Annotated in this window: 14 protein-coding genes; 2 read left to right on the top strand and 12 right to left on the bottom strand. The window is 65.7% G+C overall.

The features are described from left to right. Positions 1–611: 611 nt before the first annotated feature. The 12 genes from N7650_RS00745 to N7650_RS00690 all read right to left on the bottom strand — a co-directional run bounded on the left by N7650_RS00745 (position 612) and on the right by N7650_RS00690 (position 16,828). Complete coding sequence (locus N7650_RS00745; protein ID WP_279896542.1) at positions 612–1,643, bottom strand: glucuronyl hydrolase; 1,032 nt, start codon at positions 1,641–1,643, stop codon at positions 612–614. Beyond that, positions 1,627–2,805, bottom strand: coding sequence for an MFS transporter (locus N7650_RS00740; RefSeq protein ID WP_064301525.1), 1,179 nt, complete (start codon positions 2,803–2,805; stop codon positions 1,627–1,629). The genes N7650_RS00745 and N7650_RS00740 overlap by 17 nt, the downstream gene beginning before the upstream one ends. Beyond that, positions 2,802–3,965 (bottom strand): acyl-CoA dehydrogenase family protein, encoded by a 1,164-nt coding sequence (locus N7650_RS00735; protein WP_279896540.1) that lies wholly within the window; start codon positions 3,963–3,965, stop codon positions 2,802–2,804. Before N7650_RS00735 ends, N7650_RS00740 begins: the two co-directional genes overlap by 4 nt. A 3-nt stretch (positions 3,966–3,968) precedes the next feature. Continuing rightward, positions 3,969–5,618 carry a class I adenylate-forming enzyme family protein gene (locus tag N7650_RS00730; RefSeq protein ID WP_279896539.1) on the bottom strand — a complete coding sequence of 550 codons (1,650 nt, stop codon included), beginning with the start codon at positions 5,616–5,618 and terminating at the stop codon, positions 3,969–3,971. Further along, positions 5,615–7,405: a CoA transferase gene (locus N7650_RS00725; protein ID WP_279896537.1), complete on the bottom strand. Its 1,791-nt coding sequence runs from the start codon at positions 7,403–7,405 to the stop codon at positions 5,615–5,617. The genes N7650_RS00730 and N7650_RS00725 overlap by 4 nt, the downstream gene beginning before the upstream one ends. 84 nt (positions 7,406–7,489) lie before the next feature. Further along, positions 7,490–7,762, bottom strand: coding sequence for a MoaD/ThiS family protein (locus N7650_RS00720; RefSeq protein WP_064301529.1), 273 nt, complete (start codon positions 7,760–7,762; stop codon positions 7,490–7,492). A gap of 23 nt (positions 7,763–7,785) precedes the next feature. Then, positions 7,786–8,196: a M67 family metallopeptidase gene (locus tag N7650_RS00715; RefSeq protein ID WP_009398054.1), complete on the bottom strand. Its 411-nt coding sequence runs from the start codon at positions 8,194–8,196 to the stop codon at positions 7,786–7,788. 10 nt (positions 8,197–8,206) lie between these two features. After that, complete coding sequence (gene moeB / locus N7650_RS00710; protein ID WP_064301530.1) at positions 8,207–9,379, bottom strand: molybdopterin-synthase adenylyltransferase MoeB; 1,173 nt, start codon at positions 9,377–9,379, stop codon at positions 8,207–8,209. Between the two features lie 226 nt (positions 9,380–9,605). After that, complete coding sequence (locus N7650_RS00705; protein WP_279896534.1) at positions 9,606–12,125, bottom strand: aminotransferase class III-fold pyridoxal phosphate-dependent enzyme; 2,520 nt, start codon at positions 12,123–12,125, stop codon at positions 9,606–9,608. After that, on the bottom strand, positions 12,125–14,497 hold the full coding sequence (locus N7650_RS00700) for a thiamine pyrophosphate-binding protein (RefSeq protein WP_009398059.1): 2,373 nt from the start codon (positions 14,495–14,497) through the stop codon (positions 12,125–12,127). Before N7650_RS00700 ends, N7650_RS00705 begins: the two co-directional genes overlap by 1 nt. Beyond that, complete coding sequence (locus tag N7650_RS00695; RefSeq protein WP_279896530.1) at positions 14,494–15,774, bottom strand: MFS transporter; 1,281 nt, start codon at positions 15,772–15,774, stop codon at positions 14,494–14,496. Before N7650_RS00695 ends, N7650_RS00700 begins: the two co-directional genes overlap by 4 nt. Before the next feature lie 4 nt (positions 15,775–15,778). Further along, positions 15,779–16,828: a methyltransferase domain-containing protein gene (locus tag N7650_RS00690; protein ID WP_279896528.1), complete on the bottom strand. Its 1,050-nt coding sequence runs from the start codon at positions 16,826–16,828 to the stop codon at positions 15,779–15,781. Between the two features lie 159 nt (positions 16,829–16,987). On the opposite strand from N7650_RS00690, the gene N7650_RS00685 reads away from it, so the two are divergent. Both N7650_RS00685 and N7650_RS00680 read left to right on the top strand, forming a co-directional pair. Continuing rightward, positions 16,988–17,950: an AraC family transcriptional regulator gene (locus N7650_RS00685; protein WP_037059902.1), complete on the top strand. Its 963-nt coding sequence runs from the start codon at positions 16,988–16,990 to the stop codon at positions 17,948–17,950. Between the two features lie 206 nt (positions 17,951–18,156). After that, positions 18,157–21,270: a TonB-dependent receptor gene (locus tag N7650_RS00680; protein ID WP_279896525.1), complete on the top strand. Its 3,114-nt coding sequence runs from the start codon at positions 18,157–18,159 to the stop codon at positions 21,268–21,270. Positions 21,271–21,305: the final 35 nt, after the last annotated feature.

Below are 21,305 nucleotides of genomic sequence, written 5' to 3'. Positions count from 1 at the left end.
GCTGGCTTGCCAGCGATTTGGCCAGGTCTGCCAACCTCATAGCCCTGGCCGGCCTCATCGCTGGCAAGCCAGCTCCCACAATGTCCACGTCAGGCTTGGTTTCAGTGGTTGGCTGAAATTCTGTAGAGGCAATCCAAGGTGATATAGGCGTGCCCAATACCCTGTGGGAGCTGGCTTGCCAGCGATTTGGCCAGGTCTGCCAACCTCATTGCCCTTGCCGGCCTCATCGCTGGCAAGCCAGCTCCCACAATGTTTAGGTCAGGCTTGGTTTCAGTGGTTGGCCGAAATTCTGTAGGGGCAATCCAAGGTGATACAGGCGTGCCCAATACCCTGTGGGAGCTGGCTTGCCAGCGATTTGGCCAGGTCTGCAAACCTCATTGCCCTTGCCGGCCTCATCGCTGGCAAGCCAGCTCCCACAATGTCCAGGTCAGGCTTGGTTTCAGTGGTTGGCGGAAATTCTGTAGAGGCAATCCAAGGTGATATAGGCGTGCCCAATACCCTGTGGGAGCTGGCTTGCCAGCGATGTGGCCGGATCTGACAACGCTTTTGCCCCTGCTGGCCTTATCGCCGGCAAGCCAGCTCCACAGGGTTTTTGTGGTGTCTTGGGAGTGTTACCACCCGGCGATCCCGCCCTGCGCCGCCATCACCTGGTCCTGGGTCAACAACGCCTCCACCAGGAAGAACGTCGCACAAGCCGATTCCACCATTTGCTCCTGATCCGCCCCGGTCCGGTAGTAATGCCCGACAAAGCACCCCTGCTGCACCTCCAGCGACATCAACCCTTCAAGCTGTTTGAACGCGAGGTCCCGCCATTCATTCATCCCCGGCAGGCATTGCCATAGGCGCAGCAACGCCAGCGAGGCGATGGCCATGGCACAGGGATCGGCATCGCCCATGTCCTTGCCCCAGCGTTCCAGCCAATAGGCACACGCTTCACGGGCCGGCGCCGCATAGACGCCGCCATACAGCTTCACCGCTTCAGCCAGCCCGAGCATTGCCCAGGCCTGCCCCCGTGCCCATTGGCCAGCCGGACCACGGCTGACGCGACCGTCTTCATTGAACTGCGCATGGCTCGCCCACGCCCCGCCTTCCCCGCGCAAGGTGCGAAGACACAGCTCCAGATGACTGCGTGCCATCTCGCGCTTGTCCGCCTGCAGATGCATCAACGCCAACGTTGGCGCCAGCGCATCGATATTCAGGGTCGCATCCCCGCGGTCGCCACCCCCCATGCCGGGGCCCAGCGGCCAGCCGCCGATATCCGGGCGGTAATCCCGGGCCAGGGTGTCGGCAGCACGCAAGGCAAGCTCCCGTGCCGGTTGATCCTGGGCCAGGCGCCCGCCAAAGGCGGCGCCGTACCAGAACACGAAACTGCGGTTCAGGCTCGGCTCGTCCAGCTGCGCTACCAGTTGGCGACTCCAGAACGCGGCCTGGTCCAGATCTTCGCTGAGCTCGGTGTACGCCGCCCGCCGCCACCACAGCCCGGCCCAGAAACCACCCAGCCACGAGCCGCGCCGCGAGAGTTTCCATTTGCGTTCGCGGGGCAGGCGGTAGAGCGGGAACTGTTCGCCGCACTGCCGGGAAATGCTGTCGAGCTGCTTGAACAGAGCGTCGACCACCGCCTTGCGCTTACGCTGTGCCGGCATGGGAACGGCCCTCCTCGGTACGACGGGTGCGATACAGGTTGCGGCACAGCACGGCGCCGACCAACAGGGCGACCAGCAGCAGGGTCCAGGCCACTGCGAATCCGCCGGGCTGGCGCAGCAGCACGCCGAACAATGGTGGCCCCACGGCGATACCGCCGAAGAAGCCCAGCGACAGCATGCCCGCACTGCCGGCAACACCACCGAACCGCGCATCGCGCAGCAGCATGCTCATGGCCACGGCGTTGCTCGCCACCAGGCTCAGGCCCATGCCGCTCACCCCCAGCCACAACGGCAAGTGGTTGCTGCCCGACGCCTGCTGCATCACCAGCAGGGTCCCGAGGGCAAACAGGAACAGCCCGCCAAGCAGCACGGTTTCATCTTTCAGGCGCGCACCCAGCGGGGTCAGCACCAGGCGCGAAGCGATGCCCATCAGGCCGAAGCAACTGACCATCAAGCCGATTCTGGAAGGGCTGGCCCCAAGGCTGCTGGCATACACGCCGAAGAAGGTGATGAACGACGACAGGCACAACCCGGCGCAAGCCTGGATTGCCATCAGCCGCCGCAGCCAGCCATTGGCCGAGACCACGCGCAGCGGCGCACGGGTGCCTGCCGCTGGCGCGGCGACCCGCCCCGGCACCCACAGCGCCAGCACTAGCGCCACCGGCACCCAGCAGGCCAGCGCCAGACGCCAGCCCAGCCACGCGCTCAAGGCAGGCAGCGCCAACCCTGCAATCAACGCCGACAGTTGCACGCCCGCCTGCTTCAACCCCACCAATGCTGCCTTCGGTGCATCGGCCGTTTGCGCGATGGCCTGGTTGGTCGCCGGATTGGCCAGAGCCTGGGCCACGCCGCAGAACGACAGGGCGATCACCACCCCGACGAAGCCGGGCAGCACCGCCATCAAGCTGAACGACAGCGCTACCAGCAAAAACAGCGCGAGGAGCCCGTTGCGCGAGCCGATCCGCGCCACCAGCGCGCCGGCCCAAGGCGACAGCAGCGCCGCCAGGCCGAAGGCGCTGGTGGTCAGCCAGCCAAGGTGTTCGCGGTCGATGCCGAGGTCGGCGATCAGTTGCGGGCCGAGCACGCCGAGGGCGTAGAAGATCATCATCGGCAGGCCCATCGCGCAGGTCAGCAGGGCGGCCAGGGCGGCGTGCTTTTTCATGGGTTCACCTTGCCCGGTGCCGTGGCGGCCAGCAGATCGCGACCCAGGGTGCTGATCAGCGCATCGTCGGTGCCGTCGAGAATGTGCGTGGTGCGCGCATGCCGGTAGATGCCCGACAGCGGCGACAGCTCGCTCAGGCCCTCGGCGCCCATGATCTGCATCGCCGAGTCCACCGCGCCGGACAGCGCATCCGAGGCCGCCAGCTTGGCCAGGTTGACCTCGATGGCGTTGGGCAGGCCCAGGTCGAACTTCTCCGCCGCATCCCGCAGCAGGCCACGGGCGGCGGCGATATCGCGATATACCTGATAGACCCGCCCGCGCACCAGTTGCTTGTCGGCCAGCCGCGCCAGCTGGCCGCGAGGCGAATGCACCCGCGCGCACAGATCATCGAAGCAGCGCTGCGCCAGCCCTAGCCAGTGCGCAGCCCGCAGCAGGCGGCCAAGGCCGAGACGGCGCTGCATCAAGGCGATGCCCTGACCGGGCTCGCCGAGCACCTGCGAGGCCTCGACCCGCACATTATCGAAATGCAGTTCGCCCTGGCCCTGTTGGCGCCCCAGCAGGGCCAGTGGCCGAATGAAGCGCAAGCCTGGGCTGTCGGTGGGCACCAGCAGCATCGACAGCGCTTCACCGACTGCGCCGTCGCCGGTGCGGGTGATCACCGTGGCGAAGTCGGCCCGGGCGGCGCGGCAGATAAACCACTTGCGCCCGTTCAGGCACCAGTGATCGCCCTGCCAGTCGGCACGACACTGCAGGGTCGCCGGGATCGAGCCGATGCTGTCCGGCTCGGACATGGCGTAGCAGGGCACCGACTCGCCACGCAGCAGCGGCAACAGGAATGCCTCGCGCTGCTCCGGACTGGCATGGCGATCCAGCATCCAGGTGTCGAGGGTGGCGTCGCAGCCGAGGATCGCCGGGGCGAATTCGCTGCGGCCTTCCTCGGCGGCCACCGCCAGGTAATCGCTCAGGCGGGTGATCGGGCTGCCGGGATAGAAACTGCCGAACAGCCCGGCCGCCCGGGCCTTTGCCTGCAACCCGGCGGCCAGCACGGCGGCCGCCTGGTCATAGGCGCCCAGCGCCAGTTCATGGGGCAGGATGTGGTCGTCGACGAAGACGCGAACGCGCCATGCCAGGTCGATTGCCTCAGGAGATGCGTTGCTCATGGCTCAGCCCACCTGGCGTACGGTTTCACCGAGCCCGGCGGCATCGGCGGCGAGGGCGCGCTTGTCGATCTTGCCCGCCGGGGTCAGCGGCAGGTGACGGTAATAGCGCAGGTATTCCGGCAGCTTGTTGACCTCCAGGCCCTGCTCGCGCAGGAACGCGGTGATATCCGCCAGGGCGAGCTTCGCCGCGCCTTCGCGCAGGGTCACGCACAGGCATACGCGCTGGCCGAGGTCGGCATCCGGCACCGGCACGCAGGCCACGGTGACCACGTCCGGGTGGCCCATCATCAGGCCTTCGATCTGCACCGGGCTGATATTGGCGCCGCCGCGAATGATGATGTCCTTCTTGCGTCCGGCCAGCACCAGGTAGCCCTGCGGGTCGATGAAACCGAGGTCGCCGGTCTTCACCCAGCCTTCGCCGTCGCGGTAGCGCTCGTCCAGCTCCGGTGCGTTGACATACTGCATCGGGCTCAACGGCCCGCGTGCGGTGATCTCGCCGACATCGCCATGGGGGAGCTCGCGGCCCAGGTCGTCGACGATGCGGATTTCGCATACCGCCGGGTTCGGCTTGCCAACGCTGTTGAGCACCACGTCGAGCGGATCGTCCAGTGTGTTGTGGCAGTTCACCCCGTCGGCCGAACCGTAGAGGCTGATGAAGCCGCAACCGAAGTGCTCGGTGCAGCGCAGCACGGTGGCTTCGTCGATCAGCGAACCGCCGCAGATCAGGCCGCGCAGGCTGGACTTGTCGACATCGGCCAGGGCCGGATCGGCGGCGATGCGCTGGAGCATGGTCGGCACGCCGAGGATGAAGCTCGGGCGCAGGGTCTCGATGGCCTTGATCGCCTCGCCCACGTCGAAGCGCGGCAGCACCACCAGCGAGCCGCCGAGCCAGCACAGCACGCCGAAGGTGGCGGTGGAACCGAACGACGAGCCCAGCGGCACCAGGTACAGGCCGCGGAATTCGGCGCCGTCGTTGCTGATGCGTTGCAGGAAGCGGCCGCGGCCGCCAACCAGGGCGTTATGCGAGTAAGCCACCAGCTTGGGTTCGGACTCGGTACCCGAGGACACCAGCAGACGTACCGGCGAATCCGGGCACACCTGCGGCAGGCTGGCGGCATCGATGGGGGCAGCGTCGAGCAGGCTGTCGAGGGTCGACCAGCCGGCGCGGGGCTCGCCGTCGACGATGAGGATGCGCAGCGACAGCAGGGTCGGGCGCAGCGATTCGATCACCTCGCACAGGTCGATGCCGGCGTACTCCTGCGGCACGATCACCGCCCGGGCATCGCAGCGCCGCACCAGCGACTGGATATCCAGCTTGCCGCGACCCGGCGGGAAGGGCGCGACGATGGCGCCGAGGGCTGCCACTGCCAGGTCGATGGCGCAGCAGCGCCAGGTATTGCTCAACTGGTAGGCCACCACATCGCCGGCGACGATACCGGCCTGGCGCAGGCTGGCGGCCATGCGCAGGGCTGCGTCGAGCAGTCCGGCGTAGCTGACGTTGCCTTCCGGCGACAGCACCGCGGCCTTGTCCGGGGATTCGGCGGCGCGCTGGCGGAACAGGCTGAACACATCCTGGTTGGGATAGCTGCCGTCTTCGCTCCAGCGACGACGGATATGCAGCGGGACGAGGTCAATGATGCCGGCAGTATTCATAGGAAACTCCACGGAGATTGAACAGCGCGGTAGGCGCGTTTGGACAGGCTCGGGGCCAGGCGCGGATCGGCGGCGAGCAGGGCGAGGTCTGCATGGGCGGTGCTGGCGGGAATGCCGGCTGCGCGACAGGCGTCCAGCCAGTGCGCGCTGGGTTGTCGGGCGAGGCTGGTCGCGTCGGCTTCGCCGCCGAGCAGGCGCATCAGGGCCTGGTGCTGCTGGCGGGTCTGGCAGTCGAGGGCGAGGACGCCGTCGGCGGTGCTGAACAGGCCTTGCAGCAGGGACGGCGAAGGCTCGTCGCAACGGCGGTCGAGAAGCAGGTCGGCGGCGCCCAGCAGCGAGCTGTGCACTGCCGCGCCGTGGCCGTGCAGCTCGCGGTCGAGCAGGGCGGCGCAGATGCCCTGGGTGCTGACCACGCCGCCGAGTACGTCGAGGGCGGTGAACAGGGTGCCGCCGCGAGTACCGGACGCGGCGGCAATGCGCGAGGCGACACCGGACCAGGCCTGCACGGTGAAATCGGTCCCCGGCGCAGCGACCCGGGCATCGCCCCAGCCGCTGGCATAGGCATGGATCAGCGAGGGCTGGGTGGCGTGCAGGTCGGCGGCATCCAGGTGCAGCTCGGCGGCCTTGCCTGGCGCCCAGTTGTGCAGGAACACATCGGCGTCGCGGCACAGCGCGTGGATCTCGGCGCGACCGGCGGCAGACTTGATATCCACCTCGCGCACGTCCTTCAGGTGATTGAGTGCATCGAAGCGCACCGAGCAGCCGCCGGCGCAGGGCGGCATATTGCGCAGCGGGTCGCCGCCCGGGGGCTCCAGGCGGATCACTTCGGCACCGAGCAACGACAACAGGTGCCCGGCCAGGGGGCCCTGGATGCGACGGCAGGATTCCAGCACGCGGATGCCTTCCAGCGGCAGGCGCACGGGCGCTGCACGGTGCGGCGCAGGGGCGGCGACGCCACGGCGGATTTGCCACGGGCTGGCAGCGCTGGCCGGGTAGTCGCTGTCGCCTTGCCGCTGCGCCGCATCCCGCACCGGCACCAGGGCCACGCCGCACTCGGCGGCAATGGCCTGGATCCGCGCCAGCGGCAGGCCGGCCAGGGCGTCGAGGCACTCGGCAGGCATGGGGGCGACGGCGCGGGCATAGCGCAGCAGGAAGCGTTGCCAGGCCTTGCCGGCAATCGCGTCGCTGACCCCGAGTGCATTCCAGAATTGTCGCCACGGGTGACTGTCGAGGGTTTCCAGCTCGAACAACACGCCATCGGCAGAGAGGAATGGCGGCCGGGCCAGGGCATCGTCAGCCCCGGGCAGCAGGTGTTCGGGATCTTCTGGCGCAGTGGCCCCGGCCAGGTACTGGCCAATGCTCAGCAGCGCGCCGGCGGCGGGTTGCAGGGCCACCTCATGGAAGCGCCCGCCGCGCAATTGGCCGACGGCAGCGGCGAGGCTGCCTTGCCAGGCGAGGGCGGCGTTGAGGGTGGCGAGATAGTTCACGCCCAGGGCCTGGAGCCTGCCACTGGCGCGGCCGTGCACCGACATGAGACCGCAGGCGGCCTGGAGCGTGAATTCGGTGGACAGCTCCAGGGGCAGCGCCGGCAAGCCGGTGAAGCGGGTCTGGAGCGGTTGCAGATCGGGGTGCATGAGTTGCAGCGCCGGACCATCGGGCGCGCCGTCGGCATGGCGCAGGCCGAGGCAGTCGCCCTGGCGTTGCAGGGCGGCGCTCAGGCTCTGCCACGCGGGCAGGCAGGGGCCGCTGCGCCAGCTCAGGCCGGCGTCATCCAGGAGTCGGGACATGGGGAAGCACCTTGGGTGGAACAGTGAATCGGAAAACCGGTGCTACCGTGTCGCAGGCGAGCCGGCGACACGGTCTAGCGGGACTCAGCCGCCAGCGACGGCCGGCAGTACGGTCAGCTTCGCGCCGGGAGCAACGCTGGTAGCGAGGCCGGCGGCGAAGCGGATGTCATCGTCGTTGACGTAGATATTGACGAAGCGGTGCACCTCGTCCTGGTGCACCAGTCGCGCCTTGATCCCCGGGTAGCGGCTGTCGAGGTGGTCGATGATGTGGCGCACCGTCTCGCCCTGGGCCTCGACTTTCTTCTGCCCGTCGGTGAGTGGACGCAGCAGGGTTGGAACCATGACTGAAACCGACATGTGAATCTCCTTTGGTTGATGTCTCATTCCTGGATGGACAGCTGTTCTTCGAACACCCGGCCTTCGACGATGCGGAAGCTGCGGGCCCGGTGCCTGGCCTCGGCCCAGGTCGACAGGATCAGGTAATGCACCTGCGGATCCTGGGCGTGGGCGATGTCCTCGCGACTGGGCCAGGCCTCGCTCGTGGTGTGCGAGTGGTAGAGCACGCGGCACTCCTCGTCGCGCTCGTCCAGTTCGTTCCACACTTCCAATTGCTCGCGCGGATCGAAGCTGAACCAGATTGGCGACGCAGCCTGGTTGCGCATCGGGATCACCCGGCTGGCGAGCTTCTGCGCACAGGGCGCGGCGATCACGCCGCAGGCTTCGAGGGGATGCTCCCGGGCCGCCTGGCGCTGGATCTGCTCCAGCGCCGCGCGGGTGATGCGCAGGGTCATGGCCGCGTCCTCAGTAGGTCGGCAACGCCGGTTCGACGTCGCGGACCCAGGCCAGCACGCCGCCGTCGAGGTTGCGCACCTTGTCCAGGCCGAGCTTGCGCAGGTCGCTGGACACGGCCTGGGAGCGCATGCCCGACTTGCAGGTGATGACCAGTTCGGTGTCGTGGCCGAAGCGTTCGAGAATCTGCTGCGCGACATCGGCGGACCTGGGCATCAGCAGCGCGCCTTCGATGCGCACGATGTCCCATTCGGTCTGCTCGCGGACATCGATGATCACCGGGGCTTTGCCGCCGTCCCTGAGCGACTTCAGTTGCAGCGCGCTGATCAGCGGCACGCTGCTGTCGTCGGCCAGCGAAGGACGGTTGAGGCCGCAGAAGCTCTGGTAGTCGGACAGCGCAGTGATCGCCGCGCGTTTCGGCAGGCGGCGGATCGGCAGCTCGCGGTAATTCATGTCCAGGGCGTCGTAGACCATCAGGCGGCCAAGAAGCGGATCGCCGATACCGACCAGCAGCTTGATCGCCTCGGTGGCCATGATCGACGCGATGGCGGCGCAGAGCACGCCCAGCACGCCGCCTTCGGCGCAGGACGGGGCCAGCTCCGGCGGTGGTGGCTCGGGATACAGGTCGCGGTAGTTGAGGCCGCGTCCGTCCGGAGCGTTTTCCCAGAACACCGAGGCCTGGCCTTCGAAGCGGAAGATCGAGCCCCAGACATAGGGCTTGTTGGCAAGGATGCAGGCGTCGTTGACCAGGTAGCGGGTGGCGAAGTTGTCGGTGCCGTCGAGGATCAGGTCGTAGCGCGAGAACAGCTCCACGGCGATTCCGGGTTCCAGGCGATCGCTATGGGTGATCACCTTGACCAGCGGGTTTAGCCGGGCGATGGCCTGGCGGGCGCTTTCCACCTTGAGTTCGCCGACGCTGTCGACGGTGTGGATCACCTGGCGTTGCAGATTGGACTCGTCGACCCGGTCGAAGTCGATCACCCCAAGGGTGCCGACGCCGGCGGCGGCGAGGTAGAGCAGGGTCGGCGAGCCCAGGCCGCCAGCGCCGATCACCAGCACCCTGGCGTTCTTCAGGCGGCGTTGTCCGGTTACGCCCATGTTCGGGATCAACAGGTGACGGCTGTAGCGGTTCACTTCCTCGCGACTCAGCTCGGCACCGGGTTCAACCAGCGGCGGTAAGGTCATATCGCTTTCTTCCATTCAGTAGATACGAACTGGAATTATTTTCAAATGTGACGGGCGGGGATTCAATGGGGTGGGGCAGGGGATTCGTATGGGAAAGCGTGGAAAAGGTATGAGAAGTGTTGTGGCTGTACCGGCCTCATCGCTGGCAAGCCAGCTCCCACAGATTCAGCGGTACACGCGATCCCTGTGGGAGCTGGCTTGCCAGCGATGAGGCCGGAACTGTCAATCAGGATTCAAAAGTGGCCAGATCCTCGCAGACCGCCGCAAACGCCCCGAGGAATCGATCAGCCTCCTCGATCCCCAATACCAGCGGCGGCTGGATGCGCATCACCCTGTTGTTGTTGGCCGTCACGAACGTCAGGATCCCGTGCTCCTCCGACAGCTTGGTCATCAGCCGCAGCACGAACATGTCCTCCAGGCTCTGCTCCAGCTCTTCCATGGCCGCTTCCAGATGCCGCCGCGCCTTGCCCGACAACATGCGATAGGTCGCCGCCGCCTGTCCCGGAATGCGCCCGGCCATCTCTCGCACCAGCGCCTCGATGCCCCCGGCCATGCTGTTGCTGAACTCGATCGCCAGCATCAGCCCGCGCCCGCGCACTGCCTTGATGAACGGGTAGCGCGCGGCAATCGCCTGGAGGCCCTCCTGCAGGTGCGCACCGACCCGCGCGGCGTTGTCCATCAGGCCATCCTGCTCCAGCACGTCCAGTGCCGCGAGGGCCGCCGCCGCCGCGAAGTTGCCACCGCCGAAGGTCGAGGTGTGCAGGGCGAAGCTGTCGATATCGCCATAGGCACGGTGCCACACCGCCTCCTTGGACAGCGTCGCGCCAATCGGCACCAGTCCGCCAGACAGCGATTTGGACAAGACCATGATGTCTGGCGCGGTGTCGTCCCATTCGCAGGCGAACAACTTGCCGGTGCGTCCCAGGCCGGTCTGGATCTCGTCGAGGATCCACAGGCAATCGAATTCGTCGCACAGGGCCCGGACTCCGGCGAGGTAGCCCGGCGGCGGCAGGATCACCCCGCCTTCGCCCTGGATCGGCTCGATGATCAGCGCTGCCACATCGTTCTTCTCCAGACGCTGGCGCAGCGCATCGAGGTCGCCGAAAGGCAGGCTGTCGCAGCGCGGCAGCAGCGGTTCGAACGGCTTGCGGTGCTTGGCCCGGCCGGTCACCGAAAGGGCGCCGAGGGTCTTGCCGTGGTAACCGTTATCGCAGTACAGCACACTAGTCTTGTCGCTGGCGGCCAGGGCTAGCTTGAGCGCCGCTTCCACCGCCTCGGTCCCGGAGTTGCTGAAAAACACCCGCGACAATCCACCCGGCGCCAGGTCCGCCAGGCGCTTGGCCAGCAGGCTGGCGTGCAGCGGTGCGGAGAGGTACTGGATGAAGGTCGGGAACTGCTCTTGCAGGTAGCGTTGCAGGGCCTGGCTGATCGCCGGGTGGTTGTGCCCGGTGTTGAGGCAGCCGTAGCCGGCGACGAAGTCCAGGTAGCGGCGCCCGTCGAGGTCGGTCAGCCAGCAGCCTTCGCCATGGCTGAAGACCCGCTCGATATGGTTGAACCGGTAGAACTCGCGCAGCACCGGGTTGATGTGCTCGCCGAAGCTGTTGAGCACTTCGCGGCGCAGGTCCTGCGGGGCCTTTCTCGCATCGCTGGCCTGCACCGGGCGCTGGCCGTGGTGGTGCCGGTGCAGGCGGCCGAAATCATCGGCACCGAGGGTTTCGCCGGCGCTGGCCATGGGCGAAGGGGTGAAGCCGTGGCGAGCAGCGATGGCGCCGATTTCGAGGACCTTGTCCGCCGGCAACTCGCGGCCGATGGAGAAGGGTTCGGCGCGGCCCTCCAGGGCCAGGATCATGGTTTCGGCGAGGCAGCCGTTCATGCTGCGCTTGGGCTCCAGGCCCATGGTGCGCAGGCCCAGGTGCACCGCCGGGCTGGCCGAGACCAGGCCGCCGTCCACCAGCAGGATGTCGCGGCGGGTATGCGGTACCTCCATCACATCCTTGGGCAGCGCCGCATCGATGACCACGCTGCCGGGCAGCAGGCGGCGCGGGTCGATCAGGCCGCCGCTGGAAGTGGCGGCGACATAGAAACGCACGCTGGCGTAACAGTCCTCGATGGTGTCGTGCAGGCTGACCTGGCGGTGGTACTGCGTCGGCAGGTATTCCAGCTGCGCCTCGGCCTGGCGCTGGTTGCCGCGATGGACCAGGCGCAGGCGGCAGCCCTGTTCGGCGAGTAGGCGGGCGACGGCCAGGGCGATCGAACCGGGGTAGCCGAGCACGGCGACTTCGGCATTCCCCGGCGCCACGCCAAGCAGGCTGAGGCTGTCCAGCAGGTTGGCGTAGGCGGCGAAGGCGGTGAGGGAATTGCCGGTGGTCACGGCGACCTCGGCCTGTTCCATGGTCGCCAGCCCGCGGTTGCCGACGATGGCGGTGAAGCCTCCTAGGCCGACCAGTTCGGCGCCTTCGGCCTTGAGCGCGTTGACACCCTGGAGCACGCGTTCGGCGATGGCCCGTGGCTGGCGCAGCATCTGTTCGGCGGTCAGTGGCATGAATTGCAGGACACCCGAGCACTCCGCGCCGCTGGCGCTGACGATGCGCCCGAAATCGACGAAGGGCACCAGGTTGCGCTGGCGCCAGCGTTCGCGGTCGTAGCCCCAGGCCTGTTCTTCCAGGGTGCGGTCGAGCAGGTCGATCAATTTGACCTGGTGCAGCAGGCCGATGGAGGTGGGGTGGGCAATGAATCCGAATTTCATCAGTGGTTCTCTGCGTTGAGGCGGCTCCAGGCCGTTTCGGAAACGAGGCTCAAGCCATCGCCTTCCGAGTTGTGGCCCAGCCAGACGTCGAAGAAGTTGAGGCGGCCAGGGGCGGTAAGGGCCTGGCGCAGGGTGTCGGGGCAGAAGGCGAGCAGGCGCGCGCGGCAGATGCTGATCGGCCCGAAGCGTTGCTCGGCATGCTGCGGCCGGTCGTTCAGCGGCACATTGACCTGGGCTGCGCCGTGGCAGGCGTAGCGCTTGTCCAGGTAGGTCTGGATCATCGACAGCACGCCGTTGGAGAGGTAGAGCACGGTGACGTTGCGGGAGGCGGCGTCCTGGGCGCTGGCCAGGCTCATGGCCAGGCGCTGCTCGATATCCGGGACCAGTGCCCGGGCGCCGTCGCCGATAAACGCCAGCACATGGCGGCAGTTGTTCAAGGCGATGTAGGGCAGCGACATCAGCGCATCGCCCATCAGTGCCCGGCCATACCAGCCGGAGAACCCGGCATCGGTGCGTGGCAGGTTGCGCATCGCCGAAATGCTGCAACGGCCGACATCGTAGACCCCGGTGTAGCGATAACCATCGCGCTCGATCAGTTCGCCAAGCAACTGGCCGAGGCGATGGAAGAAGAAGTTCGGGGTCATCGGCAGGGTTTCGATCTGGTCGCTGGGCAGCGCCTCGCGGGTACGCTGCAGGCGTTGCAGGCGTTCGCGGCGGGCGTGCAGCAAAGCGGGCGGCACGTCCAGGCGCGGCTCCAGGTAGTCGAGCACCTTGCCCAAGGGAAGCTCTACCGCCACCTCGGTGAACGGCGCGATATGCGCGCGCTGGCGATTGACCTGGACGATATGGAACAGGCGCTTGAGGCGGCCCTCGGAGTAGGGCGTGGCCGACTGGTCGATCTTGCTCTTGACGAAGAACAGCCAGGGCTTGCCTTCATCGTCCTGCGGCTGTTCGAGGAAGGCATGGATGCGCCGGCTGAAGCCGTACATGGACAGCGGGCCGAGGTAGTTGAGTACCGGCTCCTGGTCCTGGTAGGCGCAAACGCTGCCCGGGGCGATGATGCTGTCGGCCAGGGCGATGCCGCTGCGGCGGGCCAGGGCCAGCACGCGCTGGCGTTCTTCCTCGCTGAGGCGGCCGCATTGCCAGAGGATCCGCGAAGGCTCGCTGTTGAGCACCTGCACCACGGTGTCGAGGGCGGCGCGCTGGCGGTCGTCGAGGTCGCTGGCGGTGGCCGGGGCAGGCGCCACCGAGCCTGGCGTTTGATCTTGCACCCGTGACTCGAGCACCGCCTGGGTAGCGAACAGGAAGGTGGGTGCCGGACGTTGGTCCAGCGCGGCAAAGGCCGATTCGACGCTGGCGCGGGCGTCTTCCGGGCGACGGATGAAGTGCTGCCAGAGCCCGCGTGCGGCGATCACCTGATGGCCGTCGTTATCGCAGTCGAGGCTGCCCTGGAAGGCGAACCACACCGACTCCGGCGAGTCGGCGCAGATCACCAGGCCCGGCGCGCCGGCGCGCTTGAGGTTGGCCAGGGTGCCGCGCAGTTCGTCGAGCATGCCCGAGGTCATCACGATCACATAGGCCCGGCGATACAGCTGCCAGCCGGCCAGGGCGCTGACCGCCAGGGCGTGCTCGTTGCTGGCGGTGTGGAAGCCGCGGCCGCTGTCGCGCAGCAGGTCGCCCATGGAGTCGAGGAAGCCGGCGACCATGGAACCGGTGAAGAAGTGGCAGTCCCACTGCTCGCCCCAGCGCGCGTTCATGCGCTGCTCGATATCCCGGGCCAGGGCCACCGGTTCGCTGGATTGCAGGGTGGTGCGGGCCAGCAGGCGGTTGAAGTAGGCGTGTTCCAGATGATCGATGAACAGCCGCAGCAGGTCGGCGCGGCGCAGTGGCTGGCGCTCGTGGGGCACCCGTACCAGGCGGTTGCCGCCGAGGCGGCCGAGCCAGTGCTGCAGGTGTTCTTCGTTGCAGAGCAGCAGGGCGGAACTGGGCGAGCGCTTGGCTTCGGGTTGCGCGGCGAGCAGTTCCACCAGCGGGTCGCTCTCGGGTTGATCGGCCAGGTGGCGGGTGTCGAACAGCACGTAGTCGCTTTCGCTGTCGGCGCTGGCCAGTGCTTCACGGGCAGCAGCCGCGTCGTCGAAACAGCGCATGTCCAGGTACAGGTGGTGATTGCCGGCATGCTCGCGGACATAGGCCTCGGCCTGTCCGGCAACCTGGCGGTACAGGCAGCGTGAGTCGCTGTCCGGCCAGTGCAGGCTGGCGATCGCGGTTTCATGGCCCAGCCAGTGATTGAGCCGGTCGAGCACGGCTTGCACATCCTCCTGCAGCGTGCTGTCGCGGCTGACCAGGCAGATGCCGACGGTACGAGGCTTCATGCTTTGCCCTCGGTAGTGATGGGGGTCACTCCGGCAGCGGCGTGACGTTCGTGGTTCAGCAGGGCTTCAGCGCTGCCGGCGATGCTGTGGCGCACTCGCCAGGCCAACAGCAGGGCCAGCAACAGGCCGGTGCTGAGACAGGCGAGCATGCCGGCCTGGCCGAGACGATCGAGCAGCAACCCGGCCGCCACCGGGGCGGCCAGGCGGGTGACGACGAAGAGACTCGATTGCAGGCCGTAGTCGCTGGCGGTGCGCTGGCGCCGGCTGAAGAACAGGGTCAGGCCGAACATCAGCGCCGAGACGGCGCCCATGCTCGCGGCCAGGTACAGGGCGCTGGCGACCAACCAGATGGTGCCCAGTTGCAGCCACACGCTGAGGGTGAGCAGGAGCAACGCAAGCAGGGCGGCGAGCAGGTAGGCCAGGATCGCCCGGGAGGTGCCGAGCACGCCGATCAGGCGCCCGCCAATCAGGCTGGACACCACGCCGGTGACGCCGCCGGCGATACCGACGATCCACGCCACGTCCTGCATCGGCATGCCCTGGTCGAGCAGCAGCGGCTTGAGGTACAGCCAGGCTGCGCCGATGAACGGGAAGGCGGTGAGCAGCAGCCCGGTCCATTGCCGGGCGCCGGGCTGGTTGAAGAAGCTCGTCCAGTCGGCAACGAACCCGCCTGGTGCGGTGTGTTCGGTCTCGATCGGCCGGGCCGTGCGGCGCAGGGCGAGAAGCGGCAATACGCCGAGCAGCAGGCCGGCACCCATGATCAGGAACGGCGCCTGCCAACCCAGGCGCGCCTGGATCAGCAGCATCGCCCCGCCGCCGACGATGGCACCGAGGAACAGCGCCGCCGAGCGGATGCTGCCGGCGCGCAGTTGCTGGCTGCGCGGCAGCCACTGCACCGCGAGGGCATTGAGCGGGATGTCCATCCAGGTGGCGACGATGCTGATGGCGAAGGTCATGGCGAACAGCGGCAGGCGCTGTTCGATCAGGTTCTGCCGGCCGATCAACCAGTACAGGAGCAGCAGCGCTGCGCTCAGCAGCAGCATCCAGGACACAAGGTGAGCACGGCCCAGGCGTATCCGCTGCACCGGCACGGCGAGCAGGAACTTGAACACCGCCGGCAGCCCGGCGAGCTGGAACAGTCCGATCTCGGTGCCGCTCCAGCCGTATTGGCGCATCACCAGCGGCATGCCGAACATCAGGTAGATGCTGGGCACCGCCAGCACCAGGTTGAGCCAGCCGAACAGCATTTGCAGGCCGGCGATCCGCGTGCGCTCCATCGAGTCATCCCTTGGGTTTGCGGGCGATGACGGCGTTGACCGGGGTAACCGGAAAATGCAGTCCGTTGATCTGCTCCACGGTGCGGAAACCGAGGGCTGCGAGCCTGCCGGCGAGTTCGCCCTGGGCCAGCACGTGGCGGCCTTGCAGGCGCATGTGCAGGTAATAAGGCACGACCCGGGCGGCGGCCTCGCGCTCTTCCGGCACTTCGGCCTGGCACACCAGCAGCACGCCGCCCGGGCGCAGGGCGGTGTACAGGCGCTGCAGGGTGGCGGGCAGGTCGTGGACGAAATGCAAAACGGAGGAGCACCAGATCAGGTCGTAGCCGCTGCCGATATCGTCGTGGTCAAGATCGCCACCGATGGCGTGCAGGCGTTTGCCGAGCCCGGCTGCGGCGATGTTTTCCCGGGCTACTTCGGCGGCCAGCGGGTATTCGAAGACGGCGCCTTCGATGGCGGGCAGATGTTCGGCCAGGGCAATGGCGACCAGGCCGGGGCCGCCGCCGAGATCGAGGATGCGCCTCAGATGAGGCGCCTCGGGCAAGCGGTCGAGCAGAGCGCAGGCGACTTCGCGGGTCACGGCGCGTTGCTCCTGGGCGATCTGCAGGCGCGCGGCGTTGGCCCATGCGTTGGCGATCGAGGCGCTGGTCACGGGCGTGCGCGGTACGCCGTTGCGCAAGTAGTCGCCGAGCTGGGTGCCGGTCTGGCGCAGTACCTTGTGGCGGAACAGCAGGGCGTCGCCGCAATAGGCGCGGGCCTCGGCGCGCAGATAAAGGTCAGCCAGGGGAAGGTTGCGGTAGTGCGGTGGCCGCTGCTGATCGCGTTCGAGCAGGCCGAGGCTCCACAGCAGCTCCAGCAGGTAGCCGGTGCTGGCGGGATCCAGTCGCAGTACCCTGGCGAGGGCGGCAGCACTGGCGGGCGTGCCGAGATGATCGAACAGCGCACATTCGAGGGCGACCTGCAGGGCATCGGCGCCGAGCCCGGCCAATTGCAGGTCCCAGCAGGCTTGCAGGGGGTGGATGCTGGTCAGGTCCTGGAGATTTTCACGATGAGGCACGGTAACTCCCTGTACTTGGCTGCCTTGTTCCTAACGAAACAAGCCGTGGCCGAATCACTGAAAAGAGTGATATACATTAAATGAGAATCATTTATGTTAAGTATGCGAGCCGGAGCCATTCCTATGCGAAGCACGGCGCGCGCACGCAGGGATGTCGTCATGAGCACAATGAAAGGGAGCTGCCGTATCGGCCTCGATCACCCCCGGCAACGGTCGGTACAGGCCGACGGGCGTTTGCGTATGCAACTGGCCGAGGATGTCGGCAATTGCTACTCCGAGCTGTTGCAACTGGAGCAAGGGTTGTCGCTGGGGCGTCTGCACTATCACCCGACGCGCACGCTGATCGAAGAAACCTGTGGGCCCCATGACGGGCATGTGATGGTGGTGACCATCGGCTTGCAGGGGAAATCGGGCTTCCTTGGCAAGGACGGCTGCAGCCTCGCCTTCGAGGCTGGGCAGACCACCATCACCGCGTTTCGCGCGACGCCTGGCGAACGGCGTTACCAGGCCAACGAGACAGCGTCGCAACTGCGGGTGGTGATCGACCAGGCGACCCTGTGCAAGTACGTCGGCGAGGCGCGCGCAGCCCAGGTACTGGGCAGCGGGCGCTTGCAACGCATCGATTTTCGCGCCAGCTCGAAAGCGGCCCAGGCCCATGCGGCGGCACTGTTACGCTATCTGCAACCGGGGGGGCTGAATCCGTCGAATCGACTGGACCTGCATATTCATACCCTCAGCCTGCTGTCCGAGCAGTTCAACTTGCTGGCGCCCCAGGACGGCAGCGCATCGCCTTTGAGTACCAGCGAGATCGAACGGATCGAGCGCGCGCGCAACATTCTTTGCGAGCAGTTGCATACGCCGCTGACCGTGGAATATCTCGCCACCTGCGTCGGCATGAACGAGCACAAGCTCAAGGAAGGTTTCCGCTATCTGTACGACACGACTCCGGCGCGGATGCTGCTGGATTTGCGCATGCGCAAGGCCATGACCCTGCTCGAATCCGGCCAGCAGGTCGCCCAGGCAGCGTGGCAGGTGGGGTACAAATACCCGAACAACTTCACCGTGGCCTTTACCCGGTATTTCGGGCGGGCGCCGAAGTCGATCTTTGGCAGGAAACGCTGAGCGCACTTCCTGCGCTGCAACACAAAACCCTGTGGGAGCTGGAAAGCCAGCTCCCACAGGGTTTGTGGTGTTCTCCTCACCGCATACATTTTTCACCCTTCTGCATATTAATCCAAACGAGATTCATTTGCGTTTATCGATAGTATCACTCCGCCGCCGCAGAGCGGTCATGAAACTGCCATGCATCGATAAACACGAGTCTCGCCATGTCCTTCTTCATCACCCCTCCCAAGCCGATGCGCCTCAAGCCGCTGGCCTGGTCGATTCTGCTGGCGCTGTTCAGCTCCACCGCCCTGGCCGAAGACGAAAGCCCGGCGCGGCAGTCTTCAACGCCGAACATGGAACCGCTGGAGATCGAACTGCCGGCGGGTTATGAGGAAAAAACGGGCAACCAGCCGCAGGAACTCCAGGCCCAGGAGATCACGGCAGAAGAGTGGGAAGAGAAGGACGACAAGGGACGCAGCGACGTCTATCGCAAGGATGTGTCCAACGTCTACGCCGGCAAGGACGATATCGAACGCTACAAAGGCGCCAACGCAGCCGACCTGTTCAAGGGCATGAATGGCGTCTACAGCGGCGAAGCACGCAACAGCGGCGCGCTCGATCCCAATATCCGCGGTATCCAGGGCGAAGGGCGAATACCGGTGACCGTCGACGGCACCGAGCAGGCCACTTCGGTCTGGCTCGGGTCGGCCGGGGTTTCCAACCGCAACTATGTCGATCCCAACATGATCGGCAGCATTTCGGTGGAGAAGGGGCCGTCCATGACCCCGGGAGTCAAGAGCGGCATCGGCGGCTCGGTGGAGATCCGCACCCTGGACGCGGAGGATATCGTCAGGCCGGGCGAGAGCTACGGCCTGGAGATCAAGACCGAGACCGCCAGCAACGCGGTGGCGCCCAATGAAGACGGGATGAACAACCTGGGGCGGGATTACCGGGACATCGAGGGGGCCTACGTCTCGGGCCAGTACGTCTATTTCGCCAACGGTGGCGGAGCGATGTACACCCCCCACGAGTCTTCCCGTTCCAACGATTTCGACTTCGAGGACAACGCCTTCCGTATCGCGGCGGCGACCCGCCAGGAGAACTTCGATCTGCTGGCCGCCTACAGCTACCGCAAGAAAGGCAATTACTACAGCGGCAAGCAGGGCAGCGAGCGCTACGAGACCGAGAGCTGGTACGACAAGGCCCAGGCGGCGGAAGTGAATTCGCCGACCATTGGCGACACCAGCGGCAACTACCTGGCCAGTTTCTACAAGCCGGGGGCCGAGGTATCCGGCACCTCCAACGAGATGCGCACCACGCTGCTCAAGGGCACCTTCTATCTGGCGGACGACCAGAGCCTGAAGCTGAGCTACATGCACAGTGATCTCGAGTTCGGCGAAACCATGCCGTACCTGATCAACGAAACCACCAAGCTGGTGGCCGCTGGCAGCAATATCGGCTTCCAGCTGCCCTACAGCGAGGTCGACCAGGACACGCTGTCGCTGACCTACAACTGGAATCCGCAGGACAACCGCTGGGTCGATATGCAGGCCGGGTTCTGGATGACCCGCAGTGACGCCAAGCGCTACCAGAATGGCGAGCAGGTCTTCTCCATTGCAGACGCCACCTTGAGCGACAAAGCATGGGACAACTATGTCCGCTGCAAGTACAACGTCGGCCAGTGCAATGGCAACACGGCCATGCCGGACAAGCTGCCCAACACCGATGGCCGCTTCAACCTGTTCTCCCGCGCCCTGCAGATGACCGACCACGATCGCTGGGGGCTGAACCTGTCCAACCGCATGGAGCTGAGCGATGTCTGGGCGCTGACCCTGTCCGGGGACTTCAGCAAGGAAAAGCTCAAGCAGACCGACAACGCCAGCGACGATATCGGCAGTACCTACGTTTTCGCCTCCAACTACCTGGGGCCTCGCGGCGGGCGCCGTGAGCAGTACAACTTCACCTTCAACAACGAGTGGGCGGCAACCTCTTGGCTGACGTTCAACGCGGGAGCTCGCTACAGCGACTACAGCTCGTTCGATACGACGCTGGATGAGTACAGGAAGGAGCAGGCAACGGGCTGGGATGCCAAGGCCGCTGTGGTTGCCAAGCGCTACAGTTATTCGCGAATGCTGACCGATGCTGAGAACCAGGCCTACATCGCTGGCGCGCGGGAGTTGGTTGAAAGCTGGGGCCTGGATGAGGAGACGACAGAGTTCCTCATTAATGACTATCTGCAAGAAGGGCTGGTCAACGGTATTCGCTACACCTCGGAAAGCGTGGACATTGCTACCAATGGCCAGCGCCTGGTGAGTTCGCAGAACCCGTTCACCAACGGCACCATCAACATGAGCGAGCAGGTGGCCAATGCTCAGGGTACCGGCACGACCGCTCCGCGCTACCTGATTGGCCAGACCGTAGCGCTGCCGATCTACCAACAGCCGACCGACGCTGAACGATGGGCCAAGCCCAGGAAAAGCAAGGACAGCGCATGGGCTCCGATGGCCGGCGTTACCTTGCGCGTCACGGATAATGCCCGTGTCTACGCCCGGTACACCGAGTTCGTACGCTTTCCCACCATTTATGAAGAGGCACAGACCTTTTCTGCTACGGGAATCGGGATGATCCAAAGTTCACCGCGACCGGAGCACGCGTATAACTGGGAGTTCGGTTATGTGCATGATCTGCACTCCCGGGTTCCGGAGTGGCGCAATGCAGACTTCCGGATCAACTACTACAAGAACGAGATCCACGATTACATAGACAGGGACTTCGCCTACAACATTATTCAATACGACAAGAAAATGCTTTCAGGTATCGAACTTCAGGCCAGGTTCGATACCGGTCGTTATTACTCGAACTTCGGCGTCAGCTATCGTCTCGATCAGAAACTTTGTGACAAGGACATGGCCAACACGCTGGATCCGTATTACGGGAAAGCTGTCGACGAGTGCGTCACCGGCGGTTTCCCGACCACGTTTTCCCGCACCAGCCTCCAGCCTCAATATTCCATCAACCTTGACGGTGGTATGCGGCTGTTCGATGAAAAGCTCGAGCTCGGAGGGCGCATGGTCTACCACAGCAGCGCCAGGAACAAGGAAGAGCAGAAGTGGATCGACCAGGGCCTGCTCTTTGTCCAAGGGGTGAATCAGCCCTATGAGTGGCATCCCATCTGGGTGTTCGACAGTTATGCGACGTTGCATGTCAACGACCATGTCGATGTCGATCTTGGCGTGAATAACATCACCAACCGCTACTACCTCGATCCGTTGTCCCGAACAGTAATGCCTGCACCTGGCCGCACGCTGAAGTTGGGACTGACTGCGCGTTTCTAGTTTTTTGCTGTTTTCGTAAAAACAGTGTTGTTTCC

Source organism: Pseudomonas sp. GD04058 (genome assembly GCF_029836855.1).
GTDB classification, from domain to species: Bacteria; Pseudomonadota; Gammaproteobacteria; order Pseudomonadales; family Pseudomonadaceae; genus Aquipseudomonas; species Aquipseudomonas bharatica.
This window is presented reverse-complemented; position numbering and strand designations above follow the sequence as displayed.